Origin of the sequence: Acetobacter sp. KSO5 (assembly GCF_044094635.1) — a bacterium.
Classification (GTDB): domain Bacteria; phylum Pseudomonadota; class Alphaproteobacteria; order Acetobacterales; family Acetobacteraceae; genus Acetobacter; species Acetobacter cerevisiae.
In genome coordinates this window covers 342,650-355,690 of record NZ_CP172014.1, presented here as the reverse complement: position 1 = coordinate 355,690, position 13,041 = coordinate 342,650, and the positions used below count along the sequence as shown (strand labels likewise).

Here is a 13,041-nt window from a genome sequence, read left to right as displayed (position 1 = left end):
CGCGCGCAGGGCTATCATCACACAATAGCCCGAAAAAGGGAAAGGGTGCGGCTTGCGGCATCACCCGGCAACCGCACCCTTCACGCCTTCAACTCTGGTCTTAGCGACGCAGGCCGAGACGACCGATCAGCGTTTCGTAACGGCTCTGGCTCTTACGACGCAGGTAGTCGAGCAGGCTGCGACGACGACCAACGAGGATCAGCAGACCACGGCGGGAATGGAAATCCTTCGCGTGGGTCTTCAGGTGCTCGGTCAGGTTAACAATGCGCTCGGTCAGAATTGCAATCTGCACTTCCGGAGACCCCGTGTCGGTGGGGGTCGTCTGGTATTCACTGATAACTGCCGTGCGGCGTTCTGCGGTAATCGACATCACTGTCTCCATACAAAGAAGGTTCTAGAGAATCCGCACAGGACGCAGGAAACCGTCTTCACGACGGCAAAGGCCCAGTACGCGCCCCCCTTCCATGGCCCGGATCGGTGCATCTTCATTATCAATCTGGGGGAGACGATCCATCAGATCGACAAGGCTGAGCGCCTGTCCGTGCAACAAGGACACTGCTTCGTCTTTGGTCAGGGCCACCGCCGGGATGTCGGCCAGCGCGGTCGAGACCGGACGCAGCAGCTCCGGTGAGGCATGGGGGTTGTCGTCGTTTAGGACAATTTTGTCCAGAACAATCGCATCAGCCTCCGTAAAAGGCCCCACGCGCAGGCGGCGCAGCGCGGTTATATGGCCCACAGTGCCGCAGGCCAGCGCCACATCACGCGCCAGCGCGCGCATGTACACACCCTTGCCGGATTCGACCTCAAAGATCGCGGTATCCGCATCGGGCCGCTCAATCAGCTCAAACCGGTCCACCCGCGCCGGGCGGGGCGGCAGTTCCGGCGCACGGCCTTCACGCGCCATGTCATAGGAGCGTTCCCCCGCAACCTTCAGCGCGGAGAACACGGGCGGCACCTGCATGATATCCCCCGTCAGGGCCGGGAGAGCAGCACGCAGCTCATCATCGGTCGGGCGCACGTCGGACACTTCTGTCACGTTGCCATCAGCATCGTCACTGTCCCGCGCTTCCCCCAGCTTGAGCGTGAAGCGGTAGATTTTGGTGCCGTCCATAATGTACGGCACAGTTTTGGTGGCCGCACCAAAGGCCAGCGGCAGAAGGCCGGTTGCCAGCGGGTCCAGCGTGCCGCCGTGCCCGACTTTCTGCGCATCAAAAATCCGTTTGGCCCGACCCACCATCTGGGTGGATGTCACACCGGAAGGCTTGTCGATCACCAGCCAGCCATCCAGCGGGCGGCCGCGTCTGCGTCGCATGAAGAACTCCCGTCGTAAAATTCAGAAAACCGGCCAGAACACCGGTAAAGCATGGCTGCATCTAGCGGACCCGCTGCCCTGCCGCAATGGCTGGCCGACAGCCCACCGCGCGCCTTCCCTGCCCTATCCATGCAAGCTCTTCACCCAGAACATGGCCGCCACACCCACCGGCGGGGCTGGTCAGCCCGGAAACCGTGCCCTAATGTCGCCACACATCATGACCGATCCTACCCCCCACGCTGCCCCTCCGCATCCGGCGCAAACTCCTGAAAAACCTGTCTGGACGCTGGAAGGGGACTCCTCTGCCCCCCGCCTTGTGCTGCGGGGCACGTGGAGCGTGCAGGATGGCGGCATGGCCCCTTTTCCAACGGACGGGCTGGCACAGGCGCAGAGCCACGGCACCCTGACGTTTGACAGCCAGGGCGTGAGCGGGTGGGATTCCGCCTTCATTGCCTTCCTGTGGGATGTGAAGCAGGCCGCAAGCCATGCCGGGTTGCAGTTTGACCCCCATGGCCTGCCCGCTTCCGCCCAGCGCCTGCTGGCCCTGCTGCCGGACGCCCCTGCCCCCAATAAGGCCGCAGACCGCAAGAAACCTCCCCTGCTGGAGCGCGTGGGCGATAAAAGCCTCAATGTGCTGAATGAAACCGGCACCGTGACGGAACTGGCGCTGGAGACCGCACAGGGCGCCTGCAAAACCCTGACGGGCAAAAGCGGGATGCGCCTGAAGGATCTGGCCACCGATATCTGGAACGCCGGCCCCTCCGCCCTGCTGATTGTGGGCGTGGTGAATTTTCTGGTGGGCGCCATTCTGGCGTTTGTCGGGCTGGTGGAACTGCGGCGCTTTGCGGCGGAAATCTACGTCGCCAATCTGGTGGGCATTGCCTGCGCGCGTGAAATTTCCGCCATCATGACCGCCATTGTCATGGCCGGCCGCACCGGCGGCGCTTATGCCGCGCGCATTTCCACCATGCTGGGGAATGAGGAAATTGACGCCCTGCAGGTGTTTGGCATTCCGGTGTCCAGCTACATCCTGCTGCCCTCCATTCTCTCCCTCGGGCTGATGATGCCGCTGCTGTATATCTACGGCACGCTCATTGCGATTTTCGGCGGGTTTGTGGTGTCCGTCAGCATGATGGACATCTCCCCCCTCGGCTATCTGAACACCACCTTTGAAGGGGTTTCCCTGACCGAATTTGTGTTCGGCTTCGTCAAATCCTTCTTCTTTGCCAGCTTTATCGCGCTGGCCGCCTGCCGGGTGGGCCTGCGGGCGGGGCGGAGTGCAGCGGATGTGGGGATTGCCGCAACACGGGCCGTGGTGATTGGCATTGTGGGCGTCATCGCCATGGATGCCATCTTCGCCGTCATGGCCACCGTGCTGGGGATCTGAACATGAGCGCAGCAGACACCATTATCTCCGTGCGGGATCTGGGCTTGTCCTTTGGCCCCAAGGTGATCCAGCAGAATGTCTCGTTCGACCTTAAACGCGGTTCGATCTTTGCCGTCATGGGCGGCTCCGGCTGTGGGAAAAGCACCCTGCTGAAAAGCATGATTGGCCTTTTACGCCCCACTGCCGGGCAGATTCTGGTCGGGCAGGAAGATTACTGGGCACAGAACGACAAGCGCCGCACGGAAATCAACCATCGCTTTGGCGTGCTGTTCCAGAGTGCGGCCCTGTGGAGCTCCATGACGGTGGGTGAAAATGTCGCCCTGCCCATGGAAATGTTCACGCCCCTGCCGCCGGATGTCATTCGCCGTCTGGTGGAACTCAAGCTGGGCTTTGTGGGCATGGAACAGGCAATTGACCTGATGCCCTCCGAAATTTCCGGCGGCATGCGCAAACGCGCAGGTCTTGCCCGCGCCATTGCTCTGGACCCGGATATTCTGTTTTTTGACGAACCCTCCGCCGGGCTCGACCCCATTACCTCCGCCCGGCTGGATGATTTGATCCTGACCCTGCGGGACGGGCTGGGGGCGACCATTGTGATTGTCAGTCACGAACTGCCAAGCCTGTTCGCCATTGCAGATGACGGCATTTTTCTGGATGCCAAAACCCACACACCCATTGCACGCGGGGCCCCCCGAGATTTGCGGGACCACTGCACCATTCCGGAAGTAATGGCTTTTATGAACCGTCAGGCGGAGATTTCCCCGACGGATGAGACGAAGGGCTGAACGTTCATGGCTGAAAGCACAAACCGTAAAACCCTGATCGGAGCATTTGTTCTGGGTGGTGGCGCGCTGGCGCTGGCCGTGATCATGCTGTTTGGGCACATGCGCTTCTTCGCGCCCTCGCGCGAGGCTGTGGTGGTGTTCCAGAATTCCATTACCGGTCTGGCTGTGGGGGCGCCTGTCAATTTCCGGGGTGTTAAGGTGGGGTCTGTCAAAAGCATTACCCTGCGTTTTGACCCGCTGGACCGCAAAGCCTACATCCCGGTTGAGCTCACGCTGGAACCGGACCAGATCCATATCGTGCGCGACGTGCCGGGTGGCACCAAGGTCAGCATGCAGGAGATGATTGCCAACGGCCTGCGGGCGGAACTGAATCTGCAGAGCTTTGTAACCGGGCAGTCCAATATCGAGCTGGATTTTGACAAATCCACGCCTGCCATTCTGCACCCGCGCATTACGGGTGAGCTGGAAATTCCCGCCCGCCTCTCCACCATGGAAAAACTGAAAGATACGCTGAGCGACCTGCCGGTGAAGGACATTGCCAGCCACGCCGATGCCACGCTCCTGTCTATCAAGACGCTCAGCGACAAGATGAACACGGACCTGCCGCCGCTGATTGCCAGCGTGAAAGTCACCACGGACCGCTCGCATGACACCGTGCAGGCCGCGACCGACGCTATTCGGGATCTTCAGGCCAAACTGGATGTCACGCTGCTGAAAATGGACAAGCTGCTGCAAACCAGCACGGACCAGCTGACCAACCGGGGCGCGGATGTGCATACCACTCTGGTCTCCGCCACCAAGACGCTGGATACACTCCAGACCATTCTTTCCCCGCGTTCCATTGACCGCGCCAATCTGGACGCCGCCCTGCGCGACATTGCCGCAGCTGCGGCCTCTCTGCGCGGGTTCTCCAGCGATGTTGAACGCAACCCGCAACTCCTGCTGATGGGACGCCGTCCATGATGCTCACCCTGCGCCGCCTCTCCTGCGTGGCCCTGCTTTCCGGCTGCGCGCTGCTGACCTCCTGCGCCTCCCCGCCGCTGCGGCTTTACACGCTGGGGATGCCGTCTGATCAGGATGCACGGCAGCCGCATCTGTCTGCCCGTGCCACCACGGTTGAAATCAGCCGCACGGTTATTCCGGATTATCTGGATTCGCAGGATATCGTGCTGCGGAATGGTGAAGAAATTGTGCGCAGCCCCAAATCCCGCTGGGCTACGCGGCTTTCTCTGGGCATTACGGATCTGATCACTAACCAGATTGCCGTCTCTCACCCCAATGAGCTGATTACCGACCAGCCGCTGGCAGATGCCGCAACGCTGCGTGTGCAGGTCAATATTTCGCGTCTGGATGTCGATGCCAACGGCTCAGCCGTAATGGACGCAAACTGGGCGGTCCTGCCGCAGGACCCGAACAAACCGCTGATCCGTGACCGGGTGCATCTGTCGGAAACCGGGGATGTCAGCAATGACGCCGCCATTGCCGCGCTGATGCGCAAGATGATTATCGAGCTGGCCAACCATGTGAACCAGTCGGTTCCGCCTCACGCCTGAACAGGCTGAGGAGGGAACGCGGTGGCGGATCAGGACGAAACCAGATCCGCCTTTTTCTTGCGGCCACCGGTGCGCGCTGCACGGGCAGGACTGGCCTTGGCAGACTTTGACACACGCGCTTCTGTTTGACTGACACGCTCAGCGGTCCGCTTACTGGCACGGGTTGTCTTAGCCTGCACAGAGACTGACTTTTTTGCATCAGCGCCTTTTGTAGCAGCCGTTTTGCGGGCCACCGGCTGCCGTGCTTTTGCCGCAGGCCGCCCCGCCTTTTTAACCGGCGCAGACTCGACAACCTTAGCGGCGGCTACTTTGGCGTTGCCGCTTGCCTTACGAGCCGTTGCTGTGGCTTTGCGAGGTGGTTTGCTCTGAACAGCCGCATCATGCTGCACAGAAGCAGGTTTATGCGCCGCAATCAGCCTGGCAATCAGCTCTTCATACTGTGCCAGATAAGTCTTCATGCACAGCGTCTGCTCGGCTTTCGCCCGCACCGCCTGCCGCATTTTTTTCGCGGTGCGCGTGTCGTTCAGCAGCTCCAGAACACCATCGGCAATCCGGTCTGGGTCGGTAAACGGCACCAGACGCCCGGTTACGCCATCTTCCAGAAATTCTTCAACCGGTGCCGTGGCGCTGCCCACAATGGCGCATCCAGAAGCCATGGCCTCACGCAGAGACCAGGAGGCGACGAACGGATAGGTCAGATAAACATGCGTATCGGACCGCTGGAGCAACCGCAGGAAATCCTCATAGGCCACTTTGCCCACAAAATGGACGCGAGAGAGATCAAGCTGCCCGGCCAGTTCTGCCAGCATCTTCTCCCGCCATGTGCCAGACGGCAGACGTGCGCCGTAGCTGACGCCATCGCCCCCGACCATGATCACGCGAGCATCAGGCTGTTCCTTGAGAATGCGCGGCAAGGCCCGCATGAAAACATGGAAACCACGATACGGCTCCAGATCCCGTGAGACATAGGTAATCAGCTTCTCTTTGGGAGAAACATGCACGTCCTTGATGCTGAATTTCCGGCGATGCGCCGTGGGGTCCGGGCAGCACAGGTCCAGATCCACCCCTTCCCGCAGCACAGTAATCTTGTCCTGCACCCAGTCCGGATAAGCACCTTTCTGGAATTCGGTTGGCGTTTGCCCGTAACCGGGGGACGTCAGCGCCTGCAGGTTGATGGCGTTCTTGGCGCGCACCAGCGGCATCATGGCGGGATTCACGGGGAATTCCGGGTCAAACCCGATATCGAAGCCCGGCCCTGTATGATAATAGAATTCAAAATAGCCCAGCACCGGCGCTTCGGGGAACACGTCCTGAATATTCAGGAGTTCACCCCATCCATGATGACCGATGATGATATCCGGCTCAAACCCAAGCGTTTTGAGTGTGGTGGCCGCTTTTGCCACAGCATCGGCCCGCACCAGCCCGAGATCGAACTCCCGTGCGCCAGGATGCGTATGCTCCGTGGCATGACGGGGCATACGGTAAATAACCCGACGGACTCCGGGAATAAGATTAGCGTTATCTTCGCTGATAAAAACAATCTCGTGGCCACCGACCTGAACCAGATGACGCACGATATGGAGGTACTGTCCGGGGAAGTTCTGGTGAATAAAAAGATACTTCAAGGGATTACCTGTATTGTTATGCCACCACTTTCCCGGACAGGCCCGGTTTTTTCAAACCGGGCCCAAGGGGACTTTTAACGCCGGGACGTTGGTTTACGCCCACGGCCACGGCCTGACGGTGCCGCCTTGGCAGGAGCTGCTTTAGACGCAGCGGCGGCTTTCCGGGACCGACCGACTGGCTTTGCCGGTGCACGCTCAGAGGCCGCAGCTTTAGCGGAACGCCCTTTGCCTGCCGGACGGCCACCACGCGGCGCACGCGCAGACTTAGCCGGGGGCAGCTCTTCTTCTATAAACAGTTCAAATTCTTCAGAATCGTCTGCTTCTGCTTCCAGTTCTTCAAGCTCTTCGAGAACTTCAGCTTCTTCAATCTCTTCTTCCAGAAGTGCTGCCAGATCTGCGGCGGCTTCTGCTTCAGCAGCGGCATTCCGGCTCTTGCCACCGCGACGCCCTTTGCCCCGGCCGCCTTCTTCACGCGGCAGAATTTCCAGCAGGAAGGCTTCCAGCGGGGCAAGACTTGCCGTTTCAATCGGCTCACCATTATCGACGGGCCCCACGCGGGTGCCATCGGTAAAAGTCGCCGTCACACGGCAGATATACTTTTTAGCGGCTTTGCCTTTCAGGCGAATGCACAGGCCAAGAATAGGGAGCGCCATGCCGCGGCTGCCGCAATATTTGCCGCCAGCGACCCAAGGAGATAGCCAGCCTTTACCCAGAACAGCCTGATATTCAATGTCATCCGTGCCAATCATCTCAGACGGCGCAACACCAAAGCCTTCAATCCATGCGTGACTACCCGGTTTACCCATCCATTCCCCAACGCGGGACATCACATCCCCCCGCCGCTGGATATGGGCACCGATTTCTGCCGCATACGGATTAGAAGTGGAAGATGCTGGAGCGGACGGAGCCGGGGCGGCTGCCGGAGCCTGCGCCGGCGGGGCTACGGGCGCATGCTGCGCAACGGGGCCAGCATTAGCATTGTGGCTCAGCTGCACAACCTGCAGACGCGGAGCATCATGCGGGGAACCAAGTTCCTGATAGACGGTAACCAGAACCTGAGCCGGCCCCTGCTGTACACGGATCAATGCTGCGCCATTCTGGCCGCCCAGCCAGCCATCCTCATCAAACGTCACGATGCTGATGTTGCCCCCATCCCGCACTGGGGGCTGGGAAAGACGCACACCGGGCAGACCGGCTGCCGTTGGCGGCTGCTGCCCAGGTGCCAGAAATACGCAGAACAGGCCCGTCTGGAGCGTCATCAGATGGCCCGATACCTTGAGATCAGAAATCCGCTGGGGAGCAGGCGCCTGGGTAGTCTGTGACATTCAATTTCTTCCATCGTGACGATACAGGTAAACTGTAAATCAAAAAATCATGGGCCAGTAAAGAAATGGTTATTAGACAGACACATTCAGGCCCTCAATGCACCACTGCGTCCAAGCTGGAGCAATACATCATTCAGACCTTCTTCTAAAAGATCTGCCTCTAAGAGAATACCCTGTTTTGTTGCCCGAATACGCTCAGCCGGGGCACCAAGATCAAAAGCAGCCACCTTCAGGCCCGCTTTCCAGGCCAGCCCCAGCGTAAAACACCAGGTTTCCGGCCAGACAGACGGCAAAAATGCATAGTCCGCCTGCAAGGAGGCAATCAGCGGAACAGCCTCATCCTCCTGATATTCCCCGGTGATAAAAACGTGACCGGTGCGCAGCAGAGTCTCATCATCAGGCGTATGGCCAACGATCACAAATTCGAGCGGCAGGGCACGGAGAGCGGCATCCCGCGCTGCAGCCAGCAATACGTCATACCCCTTCTCCTTCCCGATCCCGCCAATGACACATACCCGGACGCGCTCACCCCGCCCTGCTCCCATGACCGCTACACCGGGAACACGCTCTTCCGGCACAGGCAGCGCAGCCTGCACGAGTGCTTCGCCCTCTGCACACAGCACAACATCATCTTCCAGCCGCCGTACGTGGCAGGTCAGGCCGGGATACTGCGTCTGCATACGCTTGGCGGTATCGTGTGAGGGCGCGTAAACCTTCTGTGCTGTTTTTAGAAATTTAGCCGCGCGCGTGCGATAAAACGTAACAGGAACGTCTTCCTCAACCTTCCGGCCCAGCAGGGCGATACAGGTTTCACACCCGGCAACGTCTGGCTCGCCGCAATACCGATCTTTCAGACCCATCAGAGAAATTCTCTGACAAAACCACATATAATCGTGAATATGGACAGTATAGGGACAGCCCAAAGCGTCAGGCAGGCCATACAGCATCGGGTTATGCCCGGCCATATGATGCACCTCCACGCCCTCAGCGCCTTCCGCCTTTAAAAGGCGGGTCAGCAACGTCCACTCTTCTGGCAACCGGAAACGGAGTGAGGCGTACGTGTCGGCATCGGCCAACCCGTCTTCCAGCAGGCAGCCGCCACCTGTGGGACGCAGGATAAGGGGGCGTAGCCCCTGATGAGACAGGGCTTTCACCCGCTCACCCACCACACGCTCAACCCCGCCACCATAATCATGCGTGACCAGAACGGTAGCCCGTCTCTTCCGGCTTTTCCGTCCGGACGTAGTCCTCTGCGGCGCACTGGCCCGAAAGCGCACAAGGTCAAACCGACGGCGCGCCTTAAACAAAGGATCTTTTCCAATCCATGCCGCAATCATCTCATGATAGCCGGGATGCAGGCGGTTCAGGATCGCCTCGTTGCGCCGCATCAGCCCCGTACGCGTTCCGCCGAACGAGGCTGAGCCAACATGGGCCACATACGCACCCAGAGCGGCCTGATGCCGCCAGCCCAAGGCGCGGGCGCGCATGCAAAAATCGTTTTCCTCACCGTAACCTTGCGCAAAAACATCGTCTCGCAACACGCCGGTCTGAGCCAGACAATCATGCCGGATATACATGCAGAACCCATTTGCTGTCGGGATTTCTGCCGCCTGTCCGGCATTGGCCGCCTGCGCCTGCGCCATAAAATCCTGCGTCTGCACAAGGTCCGGCACAGAGTTTTTCTTGTCCGGTGAGGGATAAGACAAAATACTGGCATCATTGGAAAAGGGGGTGACTGTACCTGTCTCTTCCGACGCATAAGCAATGCGCCGCAGCTCTTCTACCCAGCCGTCTGCCACCAGCGTATCGCTGTTCAGCAGAATGACATCGTGCCCGGCCACGGCCCTCAAACCGGTATTCACTGCTGACGGAAAGCCGCAATTCCGTGCATGCGTCAGAACGCGGAAGCCAGCCTGTGCGGCCAGAGCCTCAACAGCCAGAACCAGATCAGGGTCCGGTGCCGCATCATTGACGATAACGACTGGAATTTTTCGAGCAGAGATGGTCTGCCTGACCACTTCAAGGCAAGCCAGTGTGCGGACTTTATCCCGATAGATGGGAATGACAATCGCCACTTCCGCTTGCCGGCCAGAGACCTGCGGCGTTGCCGTTACCTCATCCTGCACAGGAACCGGGATAAAATTCGGAAATTCCTGGCGTGTTTTAACCTTTTTCTTTTTCTCAATAGAGAACGTTTGAGCCAGAGCCTGCATGGCCTGTCTGGCGGAACGCCGTTCCAGCCCGACATCCAGCGGACTCCCGGCAAGATCCCGCCCATCTGGCCCCACCACCCGCACGGGGCCATCCGGCAAACCCACAGATGGAAAAGCCAAGGCACGATAGCGAGCCAGAGGCACATCGGAATTGACAGAGTTACTGAGGCTCTCTGCTTTTATCGTATGCAGGATTTTTCCTGTGCGTACATCCTGTATCTGCACCACAGGAACACGATCCGCATCATGCGGCAGCCAGACCCAGCCGCTTAGTCCATCCGGCCCGGCTTCAACGAGCCCCTCACTCCGCGCAAGAGCTTGAGGCAGAATAGGATTACCCACCAGAAACGGTAGATCCGCAAGGCGAACGTCCAGAGACCTCGCCTGCCTCCACCCGGACGGACACAGCCAGCCCGCTTTTTTACGCACTGCTTTTACGGGCTGACCATCCAGCCACACCACCGGTGTTTGTTTGGCAACAGCCCCGCCCAGAACAAGCGTGCCATCGCCCTGCAAGCCGCACCATCCTGCGAGACCATTCAGCTGCGTGATTTTATCAGCCAGTTTTGCACTATCGGGTGTGCAGGCAAATTGAGACAAAACCCGCCCCAACGCAGAAACTGCTGCGCCACCGTTGCCGAGCGCCTGCTGAAACATCGCCAGAAGAACCCAGCCTTCACGAAAATCAAAGCGTTCCAGCAGAGAATTCAGAAGATCAATGGCACCGGCAACATCCCCGACAGCCTGACGCGCCAGCGCGAGTGCGAGCATGACATGCGGGTTATCCCGCGCCTGTCTGTTGGCACGCTCAAGCCAGTTCCAGGCTTCGGCCTCACGACCTGCCAGCCAGGCGTCGTTACCTTTCTGAAAGGTCGCCTGAGCCCGTGCACTGGCCCACTCTTCCCATGCGTCCCGATCTTCCTGAGTAACAAAACCCGAGCGCTCGCCCTGTGTCTCACCTGGCTGCGCCATCAGCAGACCTGCCCTCTGCTCACCGCTCAATACTCCTTATGACAGAGTATCAGCTGTCTGCTGGCAGAGGGGCTGTGCCTCCGGTACCAATACTTGCCAGTTCCGCACTGGCCTGCGCCAGATTTTTTGCTTCGGCTTTCCGGTACCACACGCGCGCCTGTTCCAGATCTTTTTCGCCACCCAGACCATTGGCATAGTATCGCGCAATCATGAGCTGGGCTGCAGGGTGATCCTGTTCTGCTGCTTTGAGGAACCATTCCCGCGCCAGCGCCCGGTCTTCCGGCACATCATGGCCGCCGCCATATAACGCGGCGACAGAGAACATAGCCGAGACCGTCCCATTTTCCGCAGCCTGTTTGTACAGACGCAGCGCCTCAGGATGGTCTTTGGAGCCGCCTACTCCGGTCACCAGCAAATCAGCATAGGCAATTTCGGCTTCTGCCATACCCGCTTCTGCCGCTTTCTGGATCCACGCCCGACCTTCTTCAGGGTTTCGTGTAACGCCACGCCCCTCCAGCAGCATCTTCCCATACCAGTACTGGGCATTGACGACTTTTTCCGCTGCTTTATGCAGCCACTGCAGGGCCTCTTCCTCGTCACGCTCGACGCCGACGCCCTGCGCCAGACAGACACCAAAGTTAAAGGCGGCCAGCAAGTCACCCTCTTCGGCGGCATGCTTATAGAACTCCATAAGAGCCCGTCCGTCTTCTTTGGGGGCTTCTCCTTCCAGCACCAGATTAGCCAGATCAGCCGTAGCGTGTTTGTCACCCTGCTCGGCCGCAAGTTTGAACCAGTAGGCCGCCGCTTCCGGATCTTTCGGGACGCCGACACCTGCCATATAAATCGCGCCAAGCGTGTGACTGGAGGCCGCATGTCCGAGCTCAGAGGCAAAACGATACCAGGAAATGGCTTCTGCATAGTTGGGGGGCAGATCTATCCCGCGCCCATACCAGTCACCCAGAATGGCCGCCGCTTCAGCATCACCCGCCAGGGCTGCTTTACGCAGCCAGCTTTCACCGCGATCTCTGTTCCGCTCAATGCCTTTGCCCGCCATGAGAGCAATGCCGTATTTTGCCTGCCCACCACGGACATTTTTCTCAGCAGCTTTCCCGAAATAGGACGCGGCGAGCACATAATCCTGCGGAACACCTGTGCCGCGCTCGGTCATCACGCCCATCAGATAGAGCGCTGTGCCCAGACCACCATCTGCGGCCTTCTGCAACTCGACTGCGGCCTGAGCATATTGATCGTATGTCTGCGCATCTTTGAGGGCCGCAAGCCCCAGTCCCAGATGCCCCTGCAAACATCCGGCATCGGATGCCTTCTGATACCAGAGGAGTGCCTGTTCCTGATCGCGAATATCCTCAGGACCTGCGCTCAGGATATAGCCATACAGAGCCTGCGCATCCATATCACCGGCTTCGGCGGCCTGCTTTGCCCAGCGGGCAGCTTTGTAATAATCTGGCTGAGGCTTTTCGCGCTTTTTATAATCCTCAAAAACGGAAGAAAGGCTCTCTCCTTCTTCAACCTCTTTGGGAAGACCATGGAGATACAGTGTGGCCAGAATAAAGGCAGCTCTGCTCCAGCCTTTGAGGGCCGCCCGCCGGGTCCAGCGCGCGCCTTCAATCAGGTTAGGCGGCGCACCCTGCGCATTCAGATAAGCTTGCCCCACCTGATACTGGGCTTCCGGCACTCCTTCCCGGGCAAGGACCGTGAAAATGGCAAAAGCTTTTGTCGCTTCTTCCTGCTCCAGAAAAGCCTTTGCCTGGCTAAGCCGACCATCAACAGGCGCTTCATTACCCTGCCCGAAAAGCCGGCTAATCAGTTTCTTTAGCAAAACACACTCCTTCCCTGAACAGGATCAGAGTC

The 13,041-nt window shown here is 59.2% G+C and carries 10 protein-coding genes; 4 read left to right on the top strand and 6 right to left on the bottom strand.

Annotated features, from left to right (window positions below):
- Positions 1 to 100 precede the first annotated feature (100 nt).
- Positions 101 to 370 (bottom strand): 30S ribosomal protein S15, encoded by a 270-nt coding sequence (rpsO, locus tag ACHQGU_RS01600; RefSeq protein WP_025825010.1) that lies wholly within the window; start codon positions 368 to 370, stop codon positions 101 to 103.
- Between the two features lie 24 nt (positions 371 to 394).
- On the bottom strand, positions 395 to 1,312 hold the full coding sequence (gene truB, locus ACHQGU_RS01595) for a tRNA pseudouridine(55) synthase TruB (RefSeq protein WP_043549312.1): 918 nt from the start codon (positions 1,310 to 1,312) through the stop codon (positions 395 to 397).
- Between the two features lie 217 nt (positions 1,313 to 1,529).
- Between truB and ACHQGU_RS01590 the strand changes: the two genes are divergently transcribed.
- From ACHQGU_RS01590 to ACHQGU_RS01575, 4 genes are read left to right on the top strand one after another with little or no spacing between them, the layout of a single operon-like run.
- Positions 1,530 to 2,699 (top strand): ABC transporter permease, encoded by a 1,170-nt coding sequence (locus tag ACHQGU_RS01590; protein WP_062142225.1) that lies wholly within the window; start codon positions 1,530 to 1,532, stop codon positions 2,697 to 2,699.
- Positions 2,700 to 2,701: 2 nt separating this feature from the next.
- The gene (locus ACHQGU_RS01585; protein WP_395495644.1) at positions 2,702 to 3,484 is read left to right on the top strand and encodes an ABC transporter ATP-binding protein; all 783 of its coding nucleotides are present in this window, start codon (positions 2,702 to 2,704) and stop codon (positions 3,482 to 3,484) included.
- 6 nt (positions 3,485 to 3,490) lie between these two features.
- Positions 3,491 to 4,447: an MlaD family protein gene (locus ACHQGU_RS01580; protein WP_062142219.1), complete on the top strand. Its 957-nt coding sequence runs from the start codon at positions 3,491 to 3,493 to the stop codon at positions 4,445 to 4,447.
- Positions 4,444 to 5,037 carry a membrane integrity-associated transporter subunit PqiC gene (locus ACHQGU_RS01575; RefSeq protein WP_062273041.1) on the top strand — a complete coding sequence of 198 codons (594 nt, stop codon included), beginning with the start codon at positions 4,444 to 4,446 and terminating at the stop codon, positions 5,035 to 5,037. The genes ACHQGU_RS01580 and ACHQGU_RS01575 overlap by 4 nt, the downstream gene beginning before the upstream one ends.
- Positions 5,038 to 5,066: 29 nt before the next feature.
- Here ACHQGU_RS01575 and ACHQGU_RS01570 read toward each other — a convergent pair whose 3' ends face one another.
- The 4 genes from ACHQGU_RS01570 to ACHQGU_RS01555 form a co-directional block, all read right to left on the bottom strand.
- Positions 5,067 to 6,662 carry a glycosyltransferase gene (locus ACHQGU_RS01570; protein ID WP_395495643.1) on the bottom strand — a complete coding sequence of 532 codons (1,596 nt, stop codon included), beginning with the start codon at positions 6,660 to 6,662 and terminating at the stop codon, positions 5,067 to 5,069.
- 74 nt (positions 6,663 to 6,736) lie between these two features.
- The gene (locus ACHQGU_RS01565; RefSeq protein WP_395495642.1) at positions 6,737 to 7,987 is read right to left on the bottom strand and encodes a hypothetical protein; all 1,251 of its coding nucleotides are present in this window, start codon (positions 7,985 to 7,987) and stop codon (positions 6,737 to 6,739) included.
- A gap of 86 nt (positions 7,988 to 8,073) precedes the next feature.
- Positions 8,074 to 11,172, bottom strand: a complete 3,099-nt coding sequence (locus tag ACHQGU_RS01560; protein WP_395495641.1) for a glycosyltransferase — start codon at positions 11,170 to 11,172, stop codon at positions 8,074 to 8,076.
- Between the two features lie 49 nt (positions 11,173 to 11,221).
- The gene (locus tag ACHQGU_RS01555) at positions 11,222 to 13,009 is read right to left on the bottom strand and encodes a tetratricopeptide repeat protein (protein WP_395495640.1); all 1,788 of its coding nucleotides are present in this window, start codon (positions 13,007 to 13,009) and stop codon (positions 11,222 to 11,224) included.
- Positions 13,010 to 13,041: the final 32 nt, after the last annotated feature.

What these genes read in the sequence shown, in the direction of transcription:
- ACHQGU_RS01590 (WP_062142225.1), top strand. Translation starts at nt 1,530, where the DNA reads ATGACCGATCCTACCCCCCACGCTGCCCCTCCGCATCCGGCGCAAACT.
- ACHQGU_RS01560 (WP_395495641.1), bottom strand. Translation starts at nt 11,172, where the DNA reads ATGGCGCAGCCAGGTGAGACACAGGGCGAGCGCTCGGGTTTTGTTACT.
- ACHQGU_RS01580 (WP_062142219.1), top strand. Translation starts at nt 3,491, where the DNA reads ATGGCTGAAAGCACAAACCGTAAAACCCTGATCGGAGCATTTGTTCTG.
- rpsO (WP_025825010.1), bottom strand. Translation starts at nt 370, where the DNA reads ATGTCGATTACCGCAGAACGCCGCACGGCAGTTATCAGTGAATACCAG.
- truB (WP_043549312.1), bottom strand. Translation starts at nt 1,312, where the DNA reads ATGCGACGCAGACGCGGCCGCCCGCTGGATGGCTGGCTGGTGATCGAC.
- ACHQGU_RS01585 (WP_395495644.1), top strand. Translation starts at nt 2,702, where the DNA reads ATGAGCGCAGCAGACACCATTATCTCCGTGCGGGATCTGGGCTTGTCC.
- ACHQGU_RS01575 (WP_062273041.1), top strand. Translation starts at nt 4,444, where the DNA reads ATGATGCTCACCCTGCGCCGCCTCTCCTGCGTGGCCCTGCTTTCCGGC.
- ACHQGU_RS01565 (WP_395495642.1), bottom strand. Translation starts at nt 7,987, where the DNA reads ATGTCACAGACTACCCAGGCGCCTGCTCCCCAGCGGATTTCTGATCTC.